General features: G+C 54.1%; 26 protein-coding genes. 14 read left to right on the top strand and 12 right to left on the bottom strand.

The features are described 5' to 3' along the window. Positions 1-21 precede the first annotated feature (21 nt). Entirely contained in the window at positions 22-498 is a 477-nt protein-coding gene (locus tag B6S09_RS09930) for an Lrp/AsnC family transcriptional regulator (RefSeq protein WP_208321725.1), read from the top strand. A gap of 175 nt (positions 499-673) precedes the next feature. On the opposite strand, the gene tdh is transcribed toward B6S09_RS09930, so the two are convergent. The 3 genes from tdh to B6S09_RS09915 all read right to left on the bottom strand — a co-directional run bounded on the left by tdh (position 674) and on the right by B6S09_RS09915 (position 3,659). Beyond that, positions 674-1,699, bottom strand: coding sequence for an L-threonine 3-dehydrogenase (gene tdh, locus B6S09_RS09925; RefSeq protein ID WP_094278337.1), 1,026 nt, complete (start codon positions 1,697-1,699; stop codon positions 674-676). Positions 1,700-1,709: 10 nt separating this feature from the next. Next, a complete protein-coding gene (locus B6S09_RS09920; RefSeq protein ID WP_094278336.1) occupies positions 1,710-2,900 on the bottom strand; it encodes a glycine C-acetyltransferase in 1,191 nt (396 codons plus the stop codon). A gap of 96 nt (positions 2,901-2,996) precedes the next feature. After that, a complete protein-coding gene (locus B6S09_RS09915) occupies positions 2,997-3,659 on the bottom strand; it encodes a TetR/AcrR family transcriptional regulator (RefSeq protein ID WP_094278335.1) in 663 nt (220 codons plus the stop codon). Between the two features lie 155 nt (positions 3,660-3,814). Between B6S09_RS09915 and rfaD the strand changes: the two genes are divergently transcribed. The 4 genes from rfaD to B6S09_RS09895 are packed head-to-tail and all read left to right on the top strand — an operon-like array spanning position 3,815 to position 8,124. Beyond that, on the top strand, positions 3,815-4,768 hold the full coding sequence (rfaD, locus tag B6S09_RS09910) for an ADP-glyceromanno-heptose 6-epimerase (RefSeq protein WP_094278334.1): 954 nt from the start codon (positions 3,815-3,817) through the stop codon (positions 4,766-4,768). A gap of 8 nt (positions 4,769-4,776) precedes the next feature. Next, on the top strand, positions 4,777-6,540 hold the full coding sequence (locus B6S09_RS09905; RefSeq protein WP_094278333.1) for a bifunctional glycosyltransferase family 4 protein/polysaccharide deacetylase: 1,764 nt from the start codon (positions 4,777-4,779) through the stop codon (positions 6,538-6,540). A gap of 9 nt (positions 6,541-6,549) precedes the next feature. Further along, entirely contained in the window at positions 6,550-7,248 is a 699-nt protein-coding gene (locus B6S09_RS09900; RefSeq protein ID WP_094278332.1) for a glycosyltransferase family 25 protein, read from the top strand. 6 nt (positions 7,249-7,254) lie between these two features. Beyond that, positions 7,255-8,124 carry a polysaccharide pyruvyl transferase family protein gene (locus B6S09_RS09895; protein WP_094278331.1) on the top strand — a complete coding sequence of 290 codons (870 nt, stop codon included), beginning with the start codon at positions 7,255-7,257 and terminating at the stop codon, positions 8,122-8,124. 38 nt (positions 8,125-8,162) lie between these two features. Here B6S09_RS09895 and B6S09_RS09890 read toward each other — a convergent pair whose 3' ends face one another. Further along, a complete protein-coding gene (locus B6S09_RS09890; protein WP_134113984.1) occupies positions 8,163-9,164 on the bottom strand; it encodes a glycosyltransferase family 9 protein in 1,002 nt (333 codons plus the stop codon). A 141-nt stretch (positions 9,165-9,305) separates the two neighbouring features. On the opposite strand from B6S09_RS09890, the gene waaF reads away from it, so the two are divergent. Beyond that, positions 9,306-10,334 carry a lipopolysaccharide heptosyltransferase II gene (gene waaF, locus B6S09_RS09885; RefSeq protein ID WP_094278329.1) on the top strand — a complete coding sequence of 343 codons (1,029 nt, stop codon included), beginning with the start codon at positions 9,306-9,308 and terminating at the stop codon, positions 10,332-10,334. 5 nt (positions 10,335-10,339) lie between these two features. Continuing rightward, positions 10,340-11,605: a lipid IV(A) 3-deoxy-D-manno-octulosonic acid transferase gene (gene waaA / locus B6S09_RS09880; RefSeq protein WP_094278393.1), complete on the top strand. Its 1,266-nt coding sequence runs from the start codon at positions 10,340-10,342 to the stop codon at positions 11,603-11,605. Here the strand turns inward: waaA and B6S09_RS09875 are convergent. Next, positions 11,590-12,300, bottom strand: a complete 711-nt coding sequence (locus B6S09_RS09875; RefSeq protein ID WP_094278328.1) for a 3-deoxy-D-manno-octulosonic acid kinase — start codon at positions 12,298-12,300, stop codon at positions 11,590-11,592. The two genes, waaA and B6S09_RS09875, sit on opposite strands and share 16 nt — an antisense overlap. Before the next feature lie 86 nt (positions 12,301-12,386). Here B6S09_RS09875 and B6S09_RS09870 point away from each other — a divergent pair, with 86 nt between their 5' ends. Then, positions 12,387-13,448: a glycosyltransferase family 9 protein gene (locus B6S09_RS09870; protein WP_094278327.1), complete on the top strand. Its 1,062-nt coding sequence runs from the start codon at positions 12,387-12,389 to the stop codon at positions 13,446-13,448. Continuing rightward, positions 13,445-14,221 (top strand): glycosyltransferase family 2 protein, encoded by a 777-nt coding sequence (locus B6S09_RS09865; RefSeq protein ID WP_094278326.1) that lies wholly within the window; start codon positions 13,445-13,447, stop codon positions 14,219-14,221. The genes B6S09_RS09870 and B6S09_RS09865 overlap by 4 nt, the downstream gene beginning before the upstream one ends. On the opposite strand, the gene B6S09_RS09860 is transcribed toward B6S09_RS09865, so the two are convergent. Beyond that, entirely contained in the window at positions 14,190-15,209 is a 1,020-nt protein-coding gene (locus B6S09_RS09860; RefSeq protein ID WP_094278325.1) for a glycosyltransferase family 9 protein, read from the bottom strand. The genes B6S09_RS09865 and B6S09_RS09860 overlap by 32 nt on opposite strands. A gap of 78 nt (positions 15,210-15,287) precedes the next feature. Between B6S09_RS09860 and coaD the strand changes: the two genes are divergently transcribed. After that, positions 15,288-15,773, top strand: coding sequence for a pantetheine-phosphate adenylyltransferase (coaD, locus tag B6S09_RS09855; RefSeq protein ID WP_094278324.1), 486 nt, complete (start codon positions 15,288-15,290; stop codon positions 15,771-15,773). A gap of 342 nt (positions 15,774-16,115) precedes the next feature. Here the strand turns inward: coaD and mutM are convergent, their stop codons facing one another. The 4 genes from mutM to radC all read right to left on the bottom strand — a co-directional run bounded on the left by mutM (position 16,116) and on the right by radC (position 18,251). Continuing rightward, a complete protein-coding gene (gene mutM / locus B6S09_RS09850) occupies positions 16,116-16,928 on the bottom strand; it encodes a bifunctional DNA-formamidopyrimidine glycosylase/DNA-(apurinic or apyrimidinic site) lyase (protein WP_094278323.1) in 813 nt (270 codons plus the stop codon). Between the two features lie 97 nt (positions 16,929-17,025). Beyond that, positions 17,026-17,196 carry a 50S ribosomal protein L33 gene (rpmG, locus tag B6S09_RS09845; RefSeq protein WP_019934506.1) on the bottom strand — a complete coding sequence of 57 codons (171 nt, stop codon included), beginning with the start codon at positions 17,194-17,196 and terminating at the stop codon, positions 17,026-17,028. An 11-nt stretch (positions 17,197-17,207) separates the two neighbouring features. Continuing rightward, entirely contained in the window at positions 17,208-17,444 is a 237-nt protein-coding gene (gene rpmB / locus B6S09_RS09840; protein ID WP_014291125.1) for a 50S ribosomal protein L28, read from the bottom strand. 132 nt (positions 17,445-17,576) lie between these two features. Further along, complete coding sequence (radC, locus tag B6S09_RS09835) at positions 17,577-18,251, bottom strand: RadC family protein (protein ID WP_094278322.1); 675 nt, start codon at positions 18,249-18,251, stop codon at positions 17,577-17,579. 116 nt (positions 18,252-18,367) lie between these two features. On the opposite strand from radC, the gene coaBC reads away from it, so the two are divergent. From coaBC to mscS, 4 genes are read left to right on the top strand one after another with little or no spacing between them, the layout of a single operon-like run. Further along, positions 18,368-19,576 (top strand): bifunctional phosphopantothenoylcysteine decarboxylase/phosphopantothenate--cysteine ligase CoaBC, encoded by a 1,209-nt coding sequence (gene coaBC, locus B6S09_RS09830; RefSeq protein ID WP_094278321.1) that lies wholly within the window; start codon positions 18,368-18,370, stop codon positions 19,574-19,576. Then, positions 19,560-20,018, top strand: a complete 459-nt coding sequence (dut, locus tag B6S09_RS09825; protein ID WP_094278392.1) for a dUTP diphosphatase — start codon at positions 19,560-19,562, stop codon at positions 20,016-20,018. The genes coaBC and dut overlap by 17 nt, the downstream gene beginning before the upstream one ends. A gap of 12 nt (positions 20,019-20,030) precedes the next feature. After that, on the top strand, positions 20,031-20,630 hold the full coding sequence (slmA, locus tag B6S09_RS09820) for a nucleoid occlusion factor SlmA (protein WP_094278320.1): 600 nt from the start codon (positions 20,031-20,033) through the stop codon (positions 20,628-20,630). 44 nt (positions 20,631-20,674) lie between these two features. Further along, complete coding sequence (gene mscS / locus B6S09_RS09815; RefSeq protein WP_094278319.1) at positions 20,675-21,529, top strand: small-conductance mechanosensitive channel MscS; 855 nt, start codon at positions 20,675-20,677, stop codon at positions 21,527-21,529. A gap of 188 nt (positions 21,530-21,717) precedes the next feature. Here mscS and pyrE read toward each other — a convergent pair whose 3' ends face one another. Together pyrE and rph are read right to left on the bottom strand one after the other, a co-directional pair. After that, a complete protein-coding gene (pyrE, locus tag B6S09_RS09810; protein WP_094278318.1) occupies positions 21,718-22,359 on the bottom strand; it encodes an orotate phosphoribosyltransferase in 642 nt (213 codons plus the stop codon). Positions 22,360-22,410: 51 nt separating this feature from the next. After that, the gene (rph, locus tag B6S09_RS09805) at positions 22,411-23,133 is read right to left on the bottom strand and encodes a ribonuclease PH (RefSeq protein ID WP_094278317.1); all 723 of its coding nucleotides are present in this window, start codon (positions 23,131-23,133) and stop codon (positions 22,411-22,413) included. Positions 23,134-23,139: the final 6 nt, after the last annotated feature.

Genomic DNA, 23,139 nt, shown 5'->3' with positions numbered 1-23,139 from the left:
TGGGGTGTGAGTATGAGCAAACTGATACAACTGGATCGTACCGACAGGCGCATACTTGACCTGATGCAGCGCCACGGCCGCATCAGCAATCTGGAGCTGGCCGAGCGGGTGGGACTGTCTCCGTCACCCTGCTCGCGGCGGGTAAAAGCACTGGAAGACGCCGGCCTGATCGCCGATCACGTCACCCTGCTCGATGCCGCCAGATTGGGGCTGACCCTGCAGGCCTATATTCATATTTCCCTCGACCGGCACACGCCGGAGCGGTTTGAAGCCTTTGACGCCGCCGTGCTGAGCTTTTCCGAAGTGTTGGAATGTGATCTAATCACCGGCACCGAAGCCGACTACCAGCTCAAAGTGATCGTACGCGACATGGAGCATTATCAGCAGTTTTTGCTGGGCAAACTGACCCGGCTGGAGGGAGTGACCGGAGTTCGCTCCAGTTTTGTACTACGGCGCATCAAGCACGATACCGCCCTGCCGCTGGATCATCTGGCGTAGAAAACCCGGGAGTGTTGGCAGAGTGCAAGGGAAGTGGTATTGACGGGGAACTGCCGGAGCAGGCAACGCATGTGCAAACAAGGAAACGAAAGGGAGCGGCTGTAACACTGCTCCCTTTGCTTTTCTGATCACCGCTGTTGCAGAACGCAAAATGCTGTCACTGCACAACGGACGCTTATTGCCAGTCGAGGATCACCTTGCCGGACTGACCGGAACGCATAATGTCGAAGCCCTGCTGGAAATCGTCCACCTTAAAGTGATGCGTGATAATCGGGCTCAGATCCAGACCCGACTGAATAAGGCTGGCCATTTTGTACCAGGTTTCAAACATTTCCCGGCCGTAAATACCCTTGAGCACCAGCCCTTTAAAGATTACCTGATTCCAGTCGATCGCCATATCAGACGGCGGAATCCCCAGCATGGCTACCTTGCCACCATGGTTCATTTTGGCCAGCATGTCCTGAAACGCCGCCGGCACCCCGGACATCTCCAGGCCGACATCAAAGCCCTCGGTCATGCCCAGCTCGGCCATCACATCGTCCAGCTTTTCGGTCGCCACATTCACTGCCCGGGTGACACCCATGTCACGGGCCAGGGCAAGACGGTAGTCGTTAACATCGGTAATCACCACATGACGCGCACCCACATGGCGGGCCACGGCAGCGGCCATAATACCGATAGGGCCGGCACCGGTGATTAGCACATCTTCTCCCACCAGATCGAACGACAGCGCAGTATGTACCGCGTTACCAAACGGGTCGAAGATGGATGCCAGATCGTCAGAGATTTCATCAGGCAGCTTAAAGGCGTTAAAAGCCGGGATCACCAGATACTCGGCAAAGGCACCTTCCCGGTTCACACCCACACCGACGGTATTACGGCACAAATGAGTACGTCCGGCCCGGCAGTTACGGCAATGGCCACAGGTGATATGGCCTTCACCGGACACCCGGTCACCAATGGAGAAGCCACGTACTTCCTGGCCGATGGCCACCACTTCACCCACGTATTCATGACCGACCACCATGGGCACCGGAATGGTCTTTTGCGACCAGTCATCCCAGTTATAAATATGGATATCGGTACCGCAGATGGCCGTTTTACGAATTTTAATCAGCAGATCGTTGTGGCCCAACTCCGGCTCGGGCACATCAGTCATCCAGATCCCGGGTTCGGCTTTCAGTTTTGCTAATGCTTTCATGGTGTTTCCCTCAGATCACGCCCAGCTCACGACCCACTTCGGTAAAGGCTGCAATAGCCCGGTCCAGCTGCTCGCGACTGTGCGCCGCCGACATCTGGGTGCGAATACGGGCCTGTCCCTTGGGCACCACCGGGAAGGAAAAGCCGATCACGTAAATCCCTTTTTCCAGCAACTTGTCAGCCATTTGTGAAGCCAGAGCAGCATCACCCAGCATCACCGGAATAATGGCGTGATCCTTGCCCGCTAGAGTAAAGCCGGCAGCGGTCATTTCCGCTCTGAAGTAATCACTGTTTTCCCGCACCTTGTGTCGCAGGTCATCGCCGTTTTTCAGCATCTCCAGCACCCTGATCGAAGCGGCAACGATGGCAGGGGCCACCGAGTTGGAGAACAGGTAGGGCCGGGAGCGCTGGCGCAGCCAGTCGATCACCTCTTTTTTGCCCGAAGTATAGCCGCCGGAGGCACCACCCAGCGCCTTGCCCAGGGTTCCGGTAATAATATCGACCCGGTTCATGACCTCACAGTATTCATGAGTACCCCGGCCCTGCTCACCCACAAAGCCGACGGCATGAGAGTCGTCCACCATCACCAGCGCATTGTATTTGTCGGCCAGATCGCAAATAGCGCTCAGATTGGCAATAACGCCATCCATGGAAAAAACGCCGTCGGTGGCGATCAGCTTAAAGCGGGCACCGTCTTCCTCGGCCTGCTGCAAACGGCTTTCCAGCTCGGCCATGTTGTTATTGGCATAGCGGTAACGTTTGGCTTTACACAGACGCACACCGTCAATAATGGATGCATGGTTCAGCGCATCGGAAATAATCGCGTCTTCCGGACCCAGAAGGGTCTCAAACAGACCGGCGTTGGCATCAAAGCAGGAGGTATAAAGAATGGTATCTTCCATACCGAGAAAGGACGACAGCTCTGTTTCCAGCTGCTTGTGCAGATCCTGAGTACCACAGATAAAACGCACCGAGGCCATGCCAAAACCATGACTTTGCAGCCCCTGCTTTGCCGCCTCCACCAGGGAGGGGTGATTAGCCAACCCCAGGTAGTTGTTGGCACAGAAGTTAATCACCTCCTGTTCACCCACCTGAATAGCGGCACTCTGCGGCGAAGTAATCACCCGTTCCTTTTTGTAGAGCCCTTCCGCTTTGGTGTTTTCCAGTTGTTCGGATAAGTAAGCATAAAATGCCGACGACATAACAAACTCCCGTTTTCCATGTGGTCATCTGGGTCAAATTTAGACCATTTTACTATTTCACATCCTAATCCTCATAAATTATTCCGTTAAAAAGCACTATTTGTGAAAGGGATCACCGGAGGCAGCCGACAGCACACGGTAATGTTCCAGCAGCTGGCCCAATTCGAGTCCTTTATTCGAATGAAAATAAGGTTTAAGCAGAAAAAGTACTCTGACCACCCCCTCATACAACATCGCCTGGCTGATCCGAACGTGAGGTAGCTGCACCTGCTGATAACTCACCCAGCAGGACACCAGCATTTTCAGGTTTTGCGCCAGAATGACGATATCTTCATCCGGTATCATTAATGCCTGTTGCGTGTTCAGCTCCTGTAACAATGCCTGCAGGTTACCTTCAAGCTCTCGCTGCAGCTCCAAATATTGCCGGTGCAATAGCGCATCCCGCTGCAGAATGTCATTAAGGTTGGCATACAGAAAACGGAACTCCCACATGACATAGAAAACAGCATCCAGATAGTGCAGCCAAAGTGCCGGGCTGGTATTCACTGTCCCTTCAACAGGCACAAAGCTTTTGCGTAGATGAGCGCTATAATCGGCAAAAATGCAGTGAATGATGTCATTTTTGTTGCGAAAATGGTAATACAGATTACCTGGGCTGATCCCTAGATGAGCGGCGATATGATTGGTTGTCACCCTGGCTTCCCCCTGCTCGTTGAACAGAGCGAGCGCGGCAGCCACAATGCGATCCCTGGTTTTCATCGGGTTGCCCCGGCCACAATGGCTGTTCACGAAGTGGTAACTGAATAGTAACACAGTACTCAGGGTTAGTTTTCTGCGCTTCGGGCGTGATAAACTTGCGAAAAATTTCTTCGAATTGCCGGACATCCGTGCCGGCCAGAAAGAGGCAGACAGCGATGATCATTGTAACTGGCGGTGCCGGCTTTATTGGCAGCAACCTGGTAAAAAACCTGAATGAACAAGGCCGCACTGACGTGGTGGTGATCGACGATCTGACCGACGGTACCAAATTCGTCAACCTGGTCGATCTGACCATTGCCGATTACCTGGATAAAGATGAGTTTCTGCACCGTATCGTGTCCGGCGACGAGTTTGAAGAATGGGGCGGCATCGAGGTCATTTTCCACGAGGGTGCCTGCTCTGCCACCACCGAGTGGGATGGCAAGTTCATGATGGAGAACAACTACGAGTACTCCAAGGATCTGCTGCACTACTGCCTGGAGCGGGAAATTCCGTTTATCTACGCCTCTTCCGCCGCCACCTACGGCGGCCGCAACGACAACTTTATCGAAGAGCCGCAATATGAACAGCCGCTTAACGTATACGGTTACTCCAAACAACTGTTCGATCAGTATGTGCGCCGCCTGATGCCGGAAATATCTTCGCAGGTAGTGGGCCTCAAATACTTCAACGTGTACGGCCCCCGCGAGCAGCACAAGGGCAGCATGTCGAGCGTGGCTTTCCACCTCAACACCCAATTACACAAAGGCGAAAACCCCAAGCTGTTTGCCGGCTGCGACGGCTACGGCGACGGCGGCCAGATGCGCGACTTCATTTATGTGGGCGATGTGTGCGCTGTCAATCTCTGGTTCTGGCAGAACCCGGAAGTGTCCGGCATCTTCAACTGCGGCACCGGTCGCGCCGAGCCCTTCCAGAATGTGGCCGAAGCGGTGATCAAGCATCACGGCAAGGGTGAAATCGAGTACATCCCCTTCCCCGACCACCTGAAGGGCCGCTACCAGAGCTTTACCGAAGCTGATCTCACCAAGTTGCGTGCCGCAGGTTGCCCCCACACGTTCAAAACCGTGGCCGAGGGTGTGGCCGAATACATGAGCTGGCTGAACAAATAAGGCACGCCATGAACATTCTGATGGCGTTGTCTCAGCTCGAGGTAACCGGCGCAGAGGTATACGCCACCACGGTGGGCGACGCGCTTACCGCTCGCGGTCACCGGGTGTTTTATGTTTCCGACACCCTGACCAAGCCGCACCAAGGGGAGTTTTTCATGCTGCGTTTTAACAAACGCAGCATTCCCCGCCGCTTCTGGCATGTATGCTACCTGGTTTACCTGATTAAGAAACACCGTATTCAGCTGGTGCATGCCCATAGCCGCGCCTCAAGCTGGAGCTGTTATATTGCCTGCAAGCTCACCGGCACCCCCATGCTCACCACGGTGCATGGTCGTCAGCCTGTGCATGCCTCCCGCAAGAACTTTCACGCTCTGGGTGACCGCGCCCTGGCGGTATGCGAAGCAGTTCGGGAGCAGCTGGTGACCGGACTCCGTGTCTCTCCCGAGTTGATTGCCATTGGCCGTAACGGTATCGACACCGAGCACTACCAGCCGATGCCGGCACCAGACAATCATAAACCGGTGATAAGCATTATCGGCCGACTCACCGGGCCCAAGGGCGAGCTGTGTTATCGCTTGCTGGATCAGTGCCTGGACCTGGAATGTTACCGGGTAAAAATCGCCTCTGGCTCGCAGGTGCCCGAGCGCTTTCAGCGTTTTCAGGATAAGGTGGAATTTCTTGGGTATGTACAGGACGTGCCCGAGCTGATGGCCCACTCCGATCTGGTGATCGGTGCCGGCCGGGTAGCCATGGAAGCTATCCTGATGCAGCGCCCGGTATTTGCCGTGGGCGAGGCCGAGGCCGTTGGGTTGGTGACAACCGAGAACATTGACGCCGCCATGGCAAGCAACTTCGGCGATATAGGCCCGAACGATCTGGATATTGACTTTGCTGCCCTGCCCGTTCGAATCACCGACGCGCTGAATACTTGCTTTAACAACGCCACCCTGGCCGGAACTGTCAGGGCCGCCTATGATCTGCAGGCAGTGACTGATGAGCTGGAACACCACTATCAGAGCGTAATCGTGCACCGGCTACGGCGGGAAATACCCATCATCATGTATCACCGCTTTATCCGGGATGACAGTGAAAAAGGGGTTCATGGCACCTATCTGCACGTCAACATGCTGGAGAAGCACTTTAAGCTGCTGAAGCGTCTGGGGTATGAAACCCTCACCTTTGCCGAGCTTGCAGACAGAGGCATGGCCAGCCGGCTGGAAGCCGGCAAAAAGTACATCATCATCACGGTGGACGATGGCTACAAGGACAACTTTGAGCTGCTGTTTCCGTTGCTGAAAAAGTACGGCTTCAAGGCGGTGATCTATGCTGTGACCGGCGAAACATTTAACCGCTGGGATGTAGAAAACCCCGAAAATCCCGAAAAAACCGTTGAGCTCATGACGCCCGCCCAGATAAAAGAAATGGCCAATTCCGGTCTGGTGGAATTTGGCGGACATACCCTGACCCATCCGAAACTGGACCAGCTCGGGCGCGAACAGCAGCGCATTGAAATAGCGGAAAATAAGACACAGCTGGAACAACTGCTGGGACACAAGCTGACGTCATTTGCCTACCCCTTCGGCATTCACAATGAAGACAGTAAACAGCTGGCCAAAGAGCTGGGTTATCCCTTTGCCGTGGCTACCAACAGCGGCCCCCTGGCCATGCACGAAGATCGCTATCAGATCCGCCGCATCGCCATCTTTCCCCGCACCGATGTCTTCGGTCTGTGGCGGAAAATTAAAGGCAACTATGTATTCAGAAAAAATTGAGAAATAACTATGTCGAAAAAAGATGATTTTCCTCATGTTTATGTTATCAGCCTGCCACGCCATCACGAAAGAAGAGCTCTCATTTCTCAACAGCTGAACCGCCTTGGCTTTAAATTTGAGTTTGTTGAAGGTGTTGATGGCACCAAGCTGGAAGATAATATATTGAACAATGTTGACCTGGACTTTTGCAAAAAAAAGTTTGGGCACACCATGAATCATTCAGAAATTGCCTGTGCATTAAGTCATATTAAAGTTTACAAAAAAATAGTAGACAATGGTCTGAGTAGCGCAATCATTTTGGAAGATGACGCATTTCTTTTATCCTGCCTACCAAAGGTATTAACTTCGGCAATCCAAAAGAGCCCAGACTTTGAGCTGCTGTACCTGTTCCATGGAAAAGCAAAAAGTTGGCCTATTAAGAAGAAGTTGCCAGAAGGATATAAACTAGCCAGATACCGCTATCCCAGTAAAAATTCCAAACGCTGCATTATTGGTGCAGTTGGTTACGTTTTATCACAGAGTGGTGCAAAGAGACTTTTAGGAATGGCCCATCCAGTCAGAATGCCTGCCGACTACCTTACCGGTTATCTCCAATGGCACAGATTAAGAACTTATGGCATCGAACCTAACTGCATTGATACTGGCCACCTTGAAACCACCATCCCAGGAAGGGACTATGGCGTTCATATAGAACCTCTCAACCAATAAGAGCACATGATGAACATCAAAAAATATAATTTACAGTACCTTTCCAGAAAAACAAAAAAGACATTAGGCTGCGTAATTGATTATTATGCTTATAAAAAAGGGGGAACTATATCCCTCTATTTTTTCAGTAAAGAAAAAAATGTAGGTGATATTTTAAATCCATATTTAGTAAGCCGGTTATTTAACATCACCTGTATTCAACGACAAAAAGGAAGATCACCCAACCTTTTAGCCATTGGTAGTGTGATGCATGAAGCCACATTATCCAGCTACATCTGGGGCTCTGGATTCATAAGCAGAAAAGACTTACCAAAAAAATTAGATCCCAAAAAAATAAAAGCACTAAGAGGAGCTCTTTCTGTCGAGTTACTCAATGAAAAATATGGCATCAACTTAGGTGATCTTCCTCTCGGAGATCCTGCCATTCTTATGCCCCTGGTTTACAAACCAGAAACAAACAAAAAATATAAAGTAGGCATAGTGGCTCATTATGTAGATAAGGATAAGATCCCTGAATCAATACACTCAAATCCGGGGATAAAGTTAATTGATGTCCAGCAAGACCCCGAGAGCTTTGTCGATGACCTCATGGAGTGCTCTCACATAGTTTCATCTTCATTACACGGATTAATCCTTGCCGATACTTATGGCATACCCAACAAGTGGATTGTTCTTTCAGATCGCTTGGTCGGCGGCGACTTTAAATTTAATGACTATTATTCGACGACAAAAAATCCCGATGAAAAAGGTTTTGCTATATCAAATAGCAAACATTTTTCTGAGCTGATGGAAAACATTGAAAGTTACACTAGTATAAAAGACTTCAACCTGTCAAAAGAAGCCCTGCTGGATTCTTTCCCTATTAAAAATCTATAACACCAAGATCTAACATGGTATTCCCATGTTAGATCGATTCACAAAAAACCATCATCAAGAATACATGATACATCTTTAGGGTCGATGCAGTTTATATTTTCACACCCGTCTTCCTTCTTAATGGAAAATATAACTTTTGCTTTTTCATAATTGGGGTGCCACTCTGAAAAATTTTCTTCATCAGGATTATAAACCCCAATCAATGGCTTATTAAGACCACTGGATATATGGATGATAGCCGTATCAACAGATATGACCGCAGCGGAAAGGCGAATAATTTCGATGGCATCCTGAATTGTCTCACTGGATTTAACAGTGAAAACACTATCTGTGTCCAGTTTATCACACCATTGCTCTGTTTCTGCTTTTGTATCCGGTGTTGACATCAGGCACACTTTCCAGCCGGGTTTATATTTAGTGACCAGTCCTACCAGCATAGACACATTGTCGAAATTAAGCCTTCTGGCACTACCACTACCATAAGGATTAATTGAAACCACGGGTTGATCAGGCCATTCTTTATTTATCACCTTCTGTCGCTCTATATCTTCAGGAATAATATAGTTCCGTTCAGGATAGGGTACGCCCAGCAACTTTAGCGCATAAGCAAATTTTTCAGAGAAATGAAGTCCCTTGGTGGCATGACCAAGCTTGATATTCACCAGATCAAGCTCATCATCCATCCCCATTACGTTACCGGCACCGAGACAGCGAAGAAAGTAAATATCTTTCATTTTAAGCTGTTTACCAAGATGTATCACCAGATCCACTGCACCGACCTCATGTGCCAGCGCTTTAAGTTCACCGTAGTTCGGCCGTTTTTTACAACAGTAAACATGATCAACCCCGAAATATTCCTGATACATGGCAGCCATATGCGGAGCAGTAATGACATCAACCTTAATATTTTTATGGTGTTTCTTTAACTCACGAAAGAAAAAGGAAGAAACAATAGAATCACCAATTTTCGCATCCCAGCGAATAACAAGAACACGCTTTGTGTTAACGAGTTCCCCTCCGCCAGAAACCTTGTCAAACAATAACTTACCTAAGTGACGCCGAAATTTATCTCTGAATAGCTGTATTTTGGAGGTGAGCCGTCTAAACACTATGTATGACCATGGAGAGAACCAACTGATGATTGTATAATCTCATACAATTAAAGACAAAGTGTCAGAGCAATGAAAATTCTGGTTATAGGCCCTTCCTGGGTGGGCGATATGGTGATGTCCCAGAGCCTCTACATCACTCTGAAGCAACAGAACCCTGAAGCCGAACTGCATGTCATGGCTCCGGTATGGTGCTGTGCTCTGCTGGAACGCATGCCCGAAGTAGATAAAGCCATTGTCATGCCCTTGGGCCACGGTGATTTCAAGCTGGCCGAGCGTTATCGCCTGGGCAAGGAGCTGGCCCGGGAAGGTTACCACTGGGCCATCATTCAGCCCAATTCGCTCAAGTCGGCACTGATCCCGCTGTTTGCCGGTATCAAAAGACGCACAGGCTGGAAGGGTGAGTCCCGTTACGGCCTGCTCAACGACCTCCGCAGCAACAAGCAGGACTTTCCGCTGATGGTTGAGCGCTACAACGCCCTCGCCTACCCCCGCGAGCAAATGCACAGCCATCAGGACATTCCAGCGTTACCCTGGCCAGCCTTCAGTGTGGATGAACATAATCAGCAAAACGCATTGAGCATGCTGAATCTGAGCACAGCAAGACCAGTGCTGAGCCTGTGTCCCGGTGCCGAATTCGGTCCGGCCAAGCGCTGGCCCGAGCAGTATTACGCCGAGGTGGCACAACAACAGATCACACAGGGCAGGCAGGTATGGATTTTTGGCTCTGCCAAGGATATACCGGTGGCAGAAGCCATTAAACATTATTTGCCGGGCCACCAGCAGCAACACTGCCATGTGCTGGCGGGCAAGACCTCGTTACATCAGGCTATTGATCTGATGGCATTGAGTACGGCCGTGGTCTCCAATGATTCCGGGCTGATGCACATAGCCGCCGCCTTGCAGCGGCCGTTAGTAGGTGTATATGGCTCGACTTCGCCTCAATATACACCGCCTCTGGCAGAAAAAGTGGCGGTGGTGCACACCGACATTGAATGCCGCCCCTGCTTTAAACGAGAGTGCCCGCTCGGCCATCTCAAATGCCTGAAAGATCTGCCTTCGCAGCGGGTAATTGATGCCCTCATCCGGCTTGCTGACTGATGCTCATGTTCTACCGACTGATGTACAACCTGCTCATCCACATTTTCAGCCCCGTGTTGCTGGCACTGCTGTACTGGCCCAAGAAAGGCAAGCCCGGTTTTGGCCGGCGCTGGCCGGAGCATCTGGGATGGGCCGCCGCAACCAAGAGCAAGCGGCCGGTGTGGCTGCATGCGGTCAGTGTTGGTGAAGTAGTGGCAGCCACACCGCTGATTAAAGCGCTCAAGGCTGAATACCCCGATTTACCGATACTGGTCACCACCACCACGCGCACCGGTGCCGATCAGGCAGCAAGGCTGGGTGAGCTGGTTGAACATCGTTATGCTCCGCTGGACTTCCCGTGGGCAGTCGGGCTGTTTCTGCACCGCATTCGGCCGCAAGCCCTGTTAATCATGGAAACCGAACTCTGGCCCAACTGGCTGGCTGGTTGCGGAAGACGCAAGCTGCCGGTGATGGTACTCAATGCCCGGCTTTCTGCCCGTTCGGCCGCAAGGTACCGGCGTTTTCACGGTGTATTCAGGCTGCTATCAAAAAATATCCGCCATATTGCCTGCCAGTACCAGGATGACGCAGATCGCTTTGCCAGCCTTGGCGTACCGCAACATTGCCTGAGCACCACGGGCTCGATCAAGTTTGATATCGACTACGACCATACGATACGCGAACAGGGCAGCATGCTGAGAGCACAGCTGGGGCGCGCGCGCCCGGTATGGATTGCAGCCTCGACTCATGAAGGTGAAGACGAGCAACTGCTTGAGGCGCACCGGCACCTGCTGTGGCATCTGCCCGATGCCCTGCTGATGCTGGTTCCCCGCCACCCTCAGCGTTTCGCCCAGGTTGCGTCACTGGTGCAGAACCAGGGCCTCACGCTCTCTCGCCGCACTCAGGCAGAACCTCTGGAAAACGTTCAGGTATACCTGGGCGATACCATGGGTGAATTGCCCGTCATGCTGGCGGCGGCAGATCTGGCCTTTGTAGGCGGCAGCTTAATTGCACGTGGTGGCCACAACCTGCTGGAGCCGGCCGCGCTGGGAAAACCGGTATTAAGCGGGCCTTCGACTTTTAACTTCAGTGATATAACACGAGAGTTACGGCAAGCCGGTGGCGCAAAAATAGTGACCGACAGCAACATGCTGGCGCAACAGCTGATACAGCTGTTTGAACATGAAGATCAGCGCCAGACGATGGGTGACGCCGCCCTGACTGTGGTGAAGGCCAACCAGGGCGCACTGATGCGCACCCTGTCCGCTATCCGGACTCAGCTGCCCTTGTAATATCCTTGCAACAGTGCTTTCCAGTCCTGCTCCTCCCAGTGAAACTCCTGGTGCAGGCCCTGCTCTTTGCGGAATGAGCGCAGCAAACGCTCCATATTTTCTTTGGCCCAGCTGCCGGGCTGGCGAAAGTGGCATTTGTCGAAATCGATCAGCCAGCTTCTGCCGTTATTATCCAGCAGCACGTTATGGCTGTTGAGATCGGCGTGATAAAGGCCGGCACTGTGGAAACGGCGAATGGTCTGGCCAATGCTGCGCCATTGCTCCGTATCCAGCTCACGCTCTTTCAGGATAGCCACCAGATCTTGTGCACCTTCAACGCGGGTAAGGATAATATCGGCGCGGTAAACAAAGTTGGAGCGAATCATCCGTGCAGCACAAGGGCGTGGTACCGGTAGTCCCTTGCGATACAGCTTGGTCAGCACGGTAAACTCGGCCATGGCCCGGCTTTTAGACTCGGCCACATGCAGGAAGGTATCTTCCATCACCCGGCCAATCATGCCGCCCCGGTAGTAATGACGCAGCACCTTTTGACCCACTTCATCTTCCACAAACCAGGTCGTGTTGCGCCCTACCGACTTGCCGCGTATGGCGTCCTGCTCGCGCCAGTAGTCAATTTCAAAGAAATCACGATGAAAATTGCCGAAACATTCCGGATCGTACCAGATAATTTCGGAGCCGTGCTCAATGCGTTCCATTCCCAACCCCCCAGCGAAAAGCTGAATTTTACATGGCTGAAAAGGCTTTGCATAATGCTCGGTCCGGAATCCACAAGAGTTTCTTTATGGCCGTGTTTACATCAGCCCCCGCATCCCTGTGTTTGCTGCGCTTATCCGCCATTGGCGACTGCTGCCATGCCGTGGCGCTGGTGCAAGCCATTCAGCGCCAATGGCCACAGACGCGCATCACCTGGATTACCGGCAAGCTGGAAGCACAGTTGCTGGATCAGTTACCCGATGTTGAGATTATTACTTTCAATAAAAGCGGTGGCTGGCGGGCCTACCTCCACTTATGGCAGCAGCTACGCGGTCGCCGGTTCGACGCTTTATTGCATATGCAGGCGGCGCTGCGGGCCAGTATTGCCAGCCTGGGTATTCGAGCAGACTATCGCCTGGGCTTTGAGCGGGAACGCGCCAAAGACGGCCAGTGGCTGTTTACCAACCTCAAGGTCATCGCCGAGGGAGAGCACGTGGCCGATGGCTTTATGAGCTTTGGCAAAGCGCTGGGGCTGCAGGATCTCACTCCGCAATGGCGCTGGCCCCTGCCTCCTCACACCCTGGACCAGGCCGCCCGGCACAAAGACAGCCGCCCGCTGCTGCTGATTTGCCCCGCCGCCAGCAAGGCCTACAAAAACTGGACCGCCGAGGGCTATGCCGCGCTGGCCGAACATGCTCATGCACAAGGCATGAAAGTCATGCTGATCGGCAGCCCGGCAAAACCAGAACAAGAGCTTGCCGCCAGCATTCAGCAGCTTACCCCTCATATTGATGAAAACCTGGTAGGCCGGACCAGCCTCTCCGAGCTGATGGCACTGATTAGCACAGCCAGCCTGGTCGTTGCCCCGGATACAGGTCCTGCACACATGGCAACCCTTACCGGCACGCCTGTGCTGGGACTGTATGCCCATCATAACCCGGCCCGCACCGGCCCCTATTATTGCCGGGATTACGTCGTCAGCGCCTATGAAGAAGCGCTGCTGGCAGAAACCGGTCAAACCCCGGCGCAATTACCCTGGCGCACCCGGGTAAAGGATGCAAACGCCATGAAACGCATTACCATTGAGCAGGTAATCACCCAGTTCGACCGTCTCTGCCGGGACTTTCATTTGTTACAGGAGCCTTCATGAGCCGCCCCACCCTTGCCGCCGTACTGATTGTTAAAAACGAAGCAGAAAACCTGGCCGATTGTCTTGCCACCCTGGACTGGGTTGATGAAATTGTCGTGATGGATTCGGGCAGCACAGACGCTACCCAGGCAGTGGCCGAGGCCGCCGGTGCCCGCTTCTTTGTCAACGCTCAGTGGCCAGGCTTTGGTCCTCAGCGCCGTCTGGCACAAAGCAAGGTCAACTCAGACTGGGTACTGTGGGTCGATGCTGATGAACGGGTAACGCCCGAGCTGCGCGCAAGCATAGAGGAAGTACTGGCTGCTCCCGCCGAGAACACTGTCTATTCCATGGCCCGTTTATCATGGGTATTCGGCCGTTTTATCCGTCATTGTGGCTGGTATCCGGATCGGGTGTTACGGCTCTACCCCAAAGCACTTACCGGTTATAACGATGCACTGGTGCATGAAAAAGTGGAAACCGGTCCCGGGATCCGTACTGTCCCGCTCAGGGGCGATTTGCTCCATTACACCTACCGGGATCTGCAGCATTATCTGGTGAAGTCCGCGGGATACGCCTCCGCCTGGGCCGAGCAGCGACAACGGCGGGGCAAAAAAAGCTCGCTGCTCCAGGGGTTGCTGCACGGGGTCGGCTGCTTTGTGAAGATGTATATCGTGAAAGCCGGTTTTCTCGACGGCAAACAGGGCCTGCTGCTCAGTTTGCTGTCAGCCCACTCCACCTTTGTAAAATACGCAGACCTCTGGATCAGGACAGAAACGGCACCGCCCAAGAGCTGACCCGTTCAGCCACAGTGTTCACATCCACACTGCGCATGTCCTCGGCATCGGCTCCTTCCGGCGGGTGAAACGCCAGATGACGGCCTTCGCTGTTTAATGGTCGCCAGCGCAGTGGTGTGGCCGAACGGCGCAACGGAAAAAAGCCCACCGTAGGCACATCCAGGGCTGCGGCAATATGCAGCGGCCCTGTGCTGCCGGCCACAAACAACTGGCCACAGGCCAGCAGCCGGCAAAAGTCCGGCAACGGCAAACCGCCAGCCACCACAGCTTCCTGACCAGCCATTCCAGCCACTTCCTCAGCCAGGGCTTCTTCGCCCGGTCCTGCAGTCAGTACCGGCTGTGCGGCCGGGTATTGCCCCTTTAACCGGGTGATCAATGCCGCATACTGCGCCGCACTCAGGTTATTGGCGGAGCCGCCGCTGCCAGCATGCACCAGTAACCAGGAGCGTCCGGCATCAATACCAAGCTGCTCAGCCTGCTGGCGGCGAAATACCTCCAGTTCACCAGCGTTGAAACTCAGATAGGGTGTCGATGGCTCGACCGGGGTTATATCATTGCTGGCAAGAAACGCCCGCACCAGATCCAGGTTGTATTGGTATTCCGGCTTGGCGGACTCGGAGCGGCGTTGTTTTACTCTATGGTTGTAGAGTACCTGAGCCAGCTTGGTGGCCGGAGCCCAGCGCTGAGGCATGCCCGCCTGCCACATCAGCTTGGCATTACGGAAATTGGAGAAAAGACAGATCACAGCATCGAAGTGACCGGCTTTGAGTTGCTTGAGTAATGCCGTCTGCGCGGCGGCATCCCCGCTTTTCCCCGGATCCGTCAGCACGGCATCAACGCTCGGACAAAGCTCGGCCAGCGGCCGAGTATAGCCTGGCACCAGAGCGGTAACATGGCAGTCGAAAGAGGCTTTCAGCATGGCAAAAGCCGGCCAGGCCAGCATAAAATCGCCGATCTTGTCGTTACGAACCACCAGTACCCGCATCATTTCACTCTCCCGCTTGCTCACATGCTACGGTATTCTACCTTAAAGTTTTTCTCTGTCTTTTGTTTATAAGGAATCGCCATGAGCATCAGGGTCATCTACCCCGGCACCTTTGATCCCATCACCAACGGTCATCTGGACCTGATCGGGCGCGCTTCCCAGCTGTTTGACGAAGTGATTGTGGGTGTTGCCTTCAGCCCCAGCAAGCGTCCCATGTTCGAGCTGGAAGAGCGGGTCGCTTTGGTACAGGAAGTGATTGAGCATGAACAACTTGGCAACGTCACCGTTGTCGGCTTCTCCGGCCTGCTGGTGGACTTTGCCAGGGAATACCAGGCCAGCGTGCTGGTGCGGGGTCTGCGTGCAGTATCGGACTTTGAGTATGAGTTCCAGCTGGCCAATATGAACCGCCGGCTGATGCCCACACTGGAAAGCGTATTTTTAACGCCGGCGGAAGAAAATTCCTTTATCTCCTCCACCCTGGTGAAGGAAGTGGCCATTCATGGCGGCGATATCAGCCAGTTCGTACCCGACGCCGTGCGCAAGGCCATCGCACAGAAGCTGGTGTAAGCGCTCGCTTTTGAACGACCCGCAACGCAAAGCGGCAGCGCGGTTGCACTCCGCCGACACGCTTCAAGCCCATCCTTGGGACGCTCGGCAAATGCCATCCGTGGCATTTGACGGTCGGCTCCGGCAATCCCCGCTGCCGCTTTGAGGAACTCCTGCGCCAACTGTAGAAGACTTACAGTCAACGCCTTGCTCACCTGAGGAGGGCAAAGGGTGTCTGCTTCGCCGCGCCCTTTGCGCCAGGGATGGCGCAACGGAGCCCCCACGGATGGGTTTACAGCGTGCCGGCGAAGTAGTGCACTTTGACCGACGAGTGTGCACGCTTTAACAGGCAGTAACGGGGTTTCACCGCTGGCAGCGCCCGCAAAACACAGTGCTGCGGCCATTCATGCGGATTTCTTTGAGCAGGCTGCCGCAATGCACGCAGGGCTGCTCCGCCCGGCCGTAGACCTGCAGTTCCTGCACAAAATAGCCGGGCTTGCCATCACTGCCGGTAAAGTCTTTTAACGTGGTGCCGCCCTGGCCGATGGCGCGCGCCAGCACGGTTTTAATGTCTTCGGCCAGTTTCAGGTAACGCGCCCGGCTGATGCTGCCCGCTTCCCGCTGAGGGTGAATACCCGCCGCAAACAGTGACTCATTGGCGTAGATATTGCCCACCCCCACCACGGTATGGTTATCCATAATAAACTGCTTAACGGCACTCTTGCGGCCCCGGCTGCGCTGGAACAGGTAGTCACCGTCAAAATCATCCGTAAGCGGCTCCGGCCCCAGCTTGGCCAGCAGGGGGTGTTCCTCCACCGCGTCACGGGTCCACAGCAGACAGCCAAAGCGGCGGGGATCGTTTAACCGCAGCAACTTGCCGTTGGCAAACTCGATGTCTACGTGATCGTGCTTGCCTGCCGGCGTGCCGTGAGGCAGTACTTTAAGATTACCGGACATGCCCAGATGCAGAATGGCCGTGCCCCAGTCGGTTTCCAGCAGCAGATATTTGGCCCGGCGTCGAATACCGGTAACGGTCAGCCCGGTCAGTTCCTGAATCTCTGCCGGCACCGGCCAGCGCAAGCTGGCATTGCGCACCACCACCCGCATCACTGACTCTCCCAGCAGATGAGGCGTAATACCCAACCTGCTTACTTCCACTTCCGGCAGTTCCGGCATCACGATCTCCTTCTTTACTCAATGCGGCGGCAGTATAGCCCGGGCTTCAGGCATAAAAAAACCCGGCCGGAGCCGGGTTTTTACAGAAGTTAAAATCTTACTTGATTTTGCCTTCTTTGTAGATCACATGCTGGCGAACAACGGGATCAAACTTTTTGATTTCCATTTTTTCGGGCATGTTGCGCTTGTTCTTGGTAGTGGTGTAGAAGTGACCAGTACCGGCGCTGGAGTTCAGGCGGATTTTCTCGCGAATACCTTTAGCAGCCATGGGTTATCTCCTTAGACCTTTTCGCCACGGGCACGCAGGTCAGCCAGGACACTGTCGATACCTTTCTTGTCAATAATACGCATACCTTTGGTGGTGATGCGCAGTTTTACAAAACGCTTTTCGCTCTCAACCCAGAAACGGTGAGTTTGCAGGTTGGGCAGGAAGCGACGCTTGGTGGCGTTATTCGCGTGAGAGCGGTTGTTACCAACAGCTGGCCGCTTACCAGTTACTTGGCATACTTTAGACATGTCAGTCTTCTCCAAAACTTACTTTTGCTCGAGCAATGATACCCCGATTGGCCGTCTGTCGGGGCAAAATAAGGCGGCAATTTATACAGCAAATTCAGCTCGAGATCAACAACAAGCCGAACGCCCGGCGACTTAAAGCCAGCCACGTTCGGCAAAAGATACGGTTTCGCCATCGCCGACGACCAGATGGTCCAGCACGCGAATATCCAGCAGCCCCAGGGCGGCCTGTATACGCTCGGTGATCATGCGATCCGCCCGGCTGGGCTCGGCCACTCCGGACGGATGATTATGCACCAAAATGACGGCGGCGGCACCTCGTTTCAGCGCCAGAGCAACGATTTCTCTCGGATACACCGCCGCCGCATCCAGGGTACCGTAAAATAATTCGTTAAATTCGATTACCCGGTGCTGATTATCCAGCAACAACAGCGCAAACACTTCACGGGGCTGATCCCTGAGCCTGAGCTGTAAAAACTCACGGGTCAGATCCGGGCTGGTCAGGGCATGTCCGCGTTTTAAGCGCTCATCCAGAAAGCGACGCATCAACTCCATGCAGGCCTGCAACTGGACAAACTTGGCCGGCCCCAGGCCCGGCCCTGCGCAGAACTGATGAATATCCGCCTGCAGCAACTCCCGCAGCGAGCCAAACTGCTCCAGCAGCACCCGCGCCAGGGTGACCGCGTCCATACCGTTGGTACCCACTCGCAGAAAAATGGCCAACAGCTCGGCATCCGACAGACTGGCGGCTCCCCGGCTCAGCAGTTTTTCCCGCGGACGCTCATCTTCCGGCCAGTCCCTGATGCTCATGCCGTTTCTCCCTGCCAAACCAACACATCTGAATCCGAAAGCTTAAGCCTAGTCCAAGGACCACAGCATGAAATGATTGTGATAATCTTGCCGGCGAAACACGAGGAGATACCGCCATGTCTGTTGCAGGAAAACGCATTGTTATCGGCATTACCGGGGGCATTGCCGCCTATAAGGTGCCCGAGCTGGTACGACGGCTGAAAGAACGGGGAGCCGAAGTGCGGGTCATCATGACCGCCTCCGCTCAGGAGTTTATCACTCCGCTCACCCTGCAGGCAGTATCCGGTGAACCGGTATCCGATACGCTGCTCGATCCCGCGGCCGAAGCCGGCATGGGCCATATTGAGCTGGCCAAATGGGCCGATTTGTTGCTGATTGCACCAGCCAGTGCCAACACCCTGGCCCGGGTCGCCGCCGGCCTGGCGGATGATCTGCTCACGACAGTGGCACTGGCCACACCGGCCCCGCTGGCAGTGGCACCAGCCATGAACCAGCAAATGTACCGCCACCCGGCCACCCAGGCCAACCTGGCCACCCTGCAAGCCCGGAGTGCCTGTATCTGGGGTCCGGCAAAAGGGGAACAGGCTTGTGGCGATGTGGGCCCGGGCCGCATGCTCGAGCCTATGGCTCTGGTCGCCAAGATAGAACAATATTTTGCTCCCGCTGTGCAGCCCCTGGCCGGACTGAAGCTGATGCTGACTGCCGGCCCCACCCGTGAAGCACTGGATCCGGTACGCTACATCTCCAACCACAGTTCGGGAAAAATGGGCTTTGCGCTGGCCGCTGCGGCCCGTGCGCTGGGTGCCGACGTAACCCTGGTGAGCGGCCCGGTCAGCCTGGCCACTCCCGCCGGCGTGCAACGTATTAATGTGGAAAGTGCACAAAACATGTATGACGCCGTCATGGCCGGCATTGACGTGCAGCACATTTTCATCGCATGCGCCGCCGTTGCTGACTATGCGCCAAAAATCGTGGCATCACACAAGATCAAGAAGACATCAGCCGATAATATGGTGGTGGAGTTAACCAAAAATCCCGACATCGTCGCTGCGGTCGCCGCCCTGCAACAAAAACCTTTTACCGTGGGGTTTGCCGCCGAAACCCGGGATGTGGAAAAATATGCCCTGGATAAACTCAAGCGCAAAAATCTCGATATGATCGCTGCCAACGATGTATCCGGCAGCGATCGTGGTTTTAACAGTGACCAGAATGCACTGAGCGTGTTCTGGCAGGGCGGCCTGCAGCACTTGCCTCTGGCCGATAAAACCGGCCTGGCGGAACAACTACTGACATTAATTGCGAAGCGATATCATGACACCCATTGAACTTAAAATTCTCGATCCCAGAGTAGGCACCGACTTTCCGCTGCCTGCTTATGCTACTCCCGGCTCTGCCGGCCTGGATCTGCGTGCTTGTCTGGATGAGCCTCTCACGCTGAACCCGGGCGACACTCAGTTACTGCCCACTGGCCTGGCCATTCATATTCAGGATCCGGGCCTGTGCGCCACCATACTGCCCCGCTCCGGCCTGGGCCATAAACACGGTATTGTGCTGGGTAACCTGGTGGGGCTTATCGACTCTGATTATCAAGGCCAGCTAATGGTCTCCTGCTGGAACCGGGGCAACGACAGTTTCACCATCCAGCCCGGTGAGCGCATTGCCCAGCTGGTCATTCTGCCGGTGGTACAGGCACAGTTCACCCTGGTGAACGACTTTGATCAAAGCGAGCGGGGAGAAGGCGGTTTCGGCTCTTCCGGTCGCCACTAACCGGATACATTCATGGCCAATACCACTGCAAACAGAAAGAACCGACGAGAACAAATTCTGCAGGCGCTGGCCCATATGCTGGAAACCAGCCCGGGACAGCGCATTACCACCGCCAAGCTGGCAGCGGAAGTAGGCGTGTCGGAAGCCGCCCTTTACCGGCATTTTCCCAGCAAGGCACGCATGTTTGAGGGGCTGATCGATTTTATCGAAGAAGCGCTGTTCTCCCGTATTAACCTGATCCTGCAGGATGAAAAAGACAGTAGTCTGCGCCTGTGCCACATACTGCAGCTGGTGCTGGGCTTTTGCGAACGCAACCCGGGGATTACCCGGCTGCTGAACGGCGATGCTCTGCAGGGAGAGCACGAACGACTGCTGGCCCGCATTAATCAACTGTTTGAACGACTGGAAACCCAGCTCAAGCAGGTAATGCGCGAACGCCGTCTGTACGAAGGTGAGGGGTTTGCCGAGAACGAAGGCGTACTGGCCAATCTGCTACTGGCCTATGTCGAAGGCCGTATCAACCAGTATGTACGCAGCCAGTTCCGCAAAAAGCCTACCGAAAACTTCGACAGTCACTGGCAGCTGCTTCACCGGCAGCTGGCAGCCGCATAATTCACTGATGAACCTTACTTTAATAACAATAGAGGCACGAGATAATGGAAACAGAACTCCTTAATACCGACTTGCTGCACAATGCGCAAAGCTGGGTAGTGAACAATCAGGAGCTGATTATTCGCTATACCGTTAATATGGCTGCTGCCTTGCTCACCCTGATCATCGGTTTTATTGCCGTGGGCATGCTCACCGGTGGAATAAATAAAGTGCTTAAGGCACGTAAAGTCGACAGCACCATTTCCGAGTTCGTTACCAGCCTGCTCAAGTACGGCCTGCTGGCCTTTGTCATTATCGCTGCCCTTGGCCGGGTAGGGGTACAGACCGCTTCTTTTGTCGCCGTGGTGGGTGCTGCCGGTCTGGCGATTGGTCTGGCGCTGCAGGGTTCACTGTCCAACTTCGCCGCCGGCGTACTGCTGATTGGCTTTCGCTTCTTTAAGGCCGGTGATTACATTGAAGCTGGCGGCACCGCCGGTACCGTACACTCAGTGCAGATCTTCACCACCATTCTGATGACCGCCGATAACCGCATGATTGTGGTGCCCAACTCCAAGGTACTGAACGACAGAATCGTCAATTATTCCAAAGAAAGCACACGTCGCCTTGATCTGGTGATTGGCGTTTCCTACAACGCCGATCTCAAGCTCACCAAAGAAGTACTTTCACGCATTCTTGATGAAGACCCACGGGTACTGAAAGATCCTGCCTACCGCGTAGCGGTCAACGAGCTGGGTGCCTCTTCTGTCGACTTTATCGTGCGCCCCTGGGTAAAGTCTGAAGACTACTGGACCCTGAAATTCGATCTGCTGGAAAAAATCAAAAATGAACTGGATGCTAACAATATCGGCATTCCGTTCCCCCAGATGGACGTGCATCTGATCAAGCAAGATCAGGCCTGAGCACGATCATTCCCTACAAAAAAGCCGCTTTCAGCGGCTTTTTTATTGGATGCGAAGGCCATCTCCACAAACTGACCCTCGCCATCTCTGCAAAGGCACGTCATCGGAAAAGGCGGGGCCAGGACAGTATCACTGGACTCCAGCCTTCGTGTTCGTGAGAGTGACGTCCGCTCACAGCAGCAATTGCATTAAATACCGTACTGCTCCCGGTAAGCCTGCACCCGCTCCAGATGCTCACCCATGTCCGGCTGCTCGCTCAGATACTCGATCAAATCCGCCAGGGTAATGATGGCCGTCACCTCGGCATGGTAGTCACGCTCCACTTCCTGGATAGCAGACAACTCGCCCTTGCCTTTTTCCTGACGATCCAGGGCAATCAGCACACCAGCCAGCTCGGCACCGTTGGCCTGAATAATATCCATGGATTCACGAATAGCGGTGCCGGCGGTGATCACATCGTCCACCAGCATAATGCGGCCGGCCAGCGGGCTGCCCACCAGGTTACCGCCCTCACCGTGATCCTTGGCTTCCTTACGGTTAAAACAGTAAGGTACATCCTGATCATGCACTTCAGCCAGCTGCACTGCTGTCGCACTGGCAATGGGAATTCCCTTGTAGGCCGGGCCGAACAGCACGTCATACTGCACCGCTGCATCCACCAGAGCAGCAGCATAAAAACGGCCCAGACGGGCCAGATCGCGACCGCTGTTAAACAGGCCGGCATTAAAGAAATAAGGGCTCTTGCGTCCGGATTTCAGGGTGAATTCCCCAAACTTCAGCACCTGTTTGCTCATGGCAAATTCAATAAACTCTCGCTGATACGCTTTCATGCTGCTCTCCGCAATATCATATATTCAATAAGTTAACGGGATGTCCCGTGTTCAGCCGGCAATAACCCGGCGCTGATGTTCCACCAGCTCATTTACCGCCTTGCGCGCAAGAGCCAGCATGGCCAGCAGCTCATCGTGGCTGAAAGGCGCACCTTCCGCGGTGCCCTGCACCTCAATCATGTTGCCTTCGGCAGTCATCACCACATTCATGTCGGTTTCCGCCTTTGAATCTTCGGTGTATTCCAGATCGGCCACGGCCTGACCCTCTACCATGCCCACGGAAATAGCCGCCACCAGGGTTTTAAGCGGATTGTGCACTATCATGCCTTCGGCCTTCATCCAGTTCAGAGCATGAGCCAGCGCCACACAGGCACCGGTAATGGCCGCGGTGCGGGTGCCACCATCGGCCTGGATCACATCACAGTCCACGGTAATGGTGTATTCACCCAATTTTTCCAGATCCATGGCTGCCCGCAGCGAGCGGCCGATCAGCCGCTGAATTTCCATGGTACGCCCCCCCTGCTTTCCCCGGGATGCTTCACGGGCCATGCGGCTGTGGGTGGAGCGCGGCAGCATGCCATATTCTGCCGTCACCCAGCCCTGGCCCTGACCACGCAAAAAGCGGGGCACACCCTTCTCGACCGAGGCGGTGCACAGTACCTTGGTATGGCCAAATTCCACCAGTACGGAGCCTTCCGCATGACAGGTATAGTTCGGGGTAATGGTTACGGGGCGAATTTCGTCCGCCGCTCGTCCTGAAGCTCGTTCGGTCATGGTATT

It is taken from the genome of Oceanimonas baumannii (genome assembly GCF_002245495.1).
GTDB classification, from domain to species: Bacteria; Pseudomonadota; Gammaproteobacteria; order Enterobacterales; family Aeromonadaceae; genus Oceanimonas; species Oceanimonas baumannii.
Note: the sequence above shows the minus strand (reverse complement) of the source record. Positions and strands in the feature narration are given on the sequence as shown.

Bases quoted from the DNA above. Each gene is read 5' to 3' on its own strand.
- tdh (WP_094278337.1), bottom strand. From the start codon at position 1,699: ATGAAAGCATTAGCAAAACTGAAAGCCGAACCCGGGATCTGGATGACT.
- B6S09_RS09920 (WP_094278336.1), bottom strand. From the start codon at position 2,900: ATGTCGTCGGCATTTTATGCTTACTTATCCGAACAACTGGAAAACACC.
- B6S09_RS09915 (WP_094278335.1), bottom strand. From the start codon at position 3,659: ATGAAAACCAGGGATCGCATTGTGGCTGCCGCGCTCGCTCTGTTCAAC.
- rfaD (WP_094278334.1), top strand. From the start codon at position 3,815: ATGATCATTGTAACTGGCGGTGCCGGCTTTATTGGCAGCAACCTGGTA.
- B6S09_RS09905 (WP_094278333.1), top strand. From the start codon at position 4,777: ATGAACATTCTGATGGCGTTGTCTCAGCTCGAGGTAACCGGCGCAGAG.
- B6S09_RS09900 (WP_094278332.1), top strand. From the start codon at position 6,550: ATGTCGAAAAAAGATGATTTTCCTCATGTTTATGTTATCAGCCTGCCA.
- B6S09_RS09895 (WP_094278331.1), top strand. From the start codon at position 7,255: ATGATGAACATCAAAAAATATAATTTACAGTACCTTTCCAGAAAAACA.
- waaF (WP_094278329.1), top strand. From the start codon at position 9,306: ATGAAAATTCTGGTTATAGGCCCTTCCTGGGTGGGCGATATGGTGATG.
- waaA (WP_094278393.1), top strand. From the start codon at position 10,340: ATGTTCTACCGACTGATGTACAACCTGCTCATCCACATTTTCAGCCCC.
- B6S09_RS09875 (WP_094278328.1), bottom strand. From the start codon at position 12,300: ATGGAACGCATTGAGCACGGCTCCGAAATTATCTGGTACGATCCGGAA.
- B6S09_RS09870 (WP_094278327.1), top strand. From the start codon at position 12,387: ATGGCCGTGTTTACATCAGCCCCCGCATCCCTGTGTTTGCTGCGCTTA.
- B6S09_RS09865 (WP_094278326.1), top strand. From the start codon at position 13,445: ATGAGCCGCCCCACCCTTGCCGCCGTACTGATTGTTAAAAACGAAGCA.
- B6S09_RS09860 (WP_094278325.1), bottom strand. From the start codon at position 15,209: ATGATGCGGGTACTGGTGGTTCGTAACGACAAGATCGGCGATTTTATG.
- coaD (WP_094278324.1), top strand. From the start codon at position 15,288: ATGAGCATCAGGGTCATCTACCCCGGCACCTTTGATCCCATCACCAAC.
- mutM (WP_094278323.1), bottom strand. From the start codon at position 16,928: ATGCCGGAACTGCCGGAAGTGGAAGTAAGCAGGTTGGGTATTACGCCT.
- rpmG (WP_019934506.1), bottom strand. From the start codon at position 17,196: ATGGCTGCTAAAGGTATTCGCGAGAAAATCCGCCTGAACTCCAGCGCC.
- rpmB (WP_014291125.1), bottom strand. From the start codon at position 17,444: ATGTCTAAAGTATGCCAAGTAACTGGTAAGCGGCCAGCTGTTGGTAAC.
- radC (WP_094278322.1), bottom strand. From the start codon at position 18,251: ATGAGCATCAGGGACTGGCCGGAAGATGAGCGTCCGCGGGAAAAACTG.
- coaBC (WP_094278321.1), top strand. From the start codon at position 18,368: ATGTCTGTTGCAGGAAAACGCATTGTTATCGGCATTACCGGGGGCATT.
- slmA (WP_094278320.1), top strand. From the start codon at position 20,031: ATGGCCAATACCACTGCAAACAGAAAGAACCGACGAGAACAAATTCTG.
- mscS (WP_094278319.1), top strand. From the start codon at position 20,675: ATGGAAACAGAACTCCTTAATACCGACTTGCTGCACAATGCGCAAAGC.
- pyrE (WP_094278318.1), bottom strand. From the start codon at position 22,359: ATGAAAGCGTATCAGCGAGAGTTTATTGAATTTGCCATGAGCAAACAG.
- rph (WP_094278317.1), bottom strand. From the start codon at position 23,133: ATGACCGAACGAGCTTCAGGACGAGCGGCGGACGAAATTCGCCCCGTA.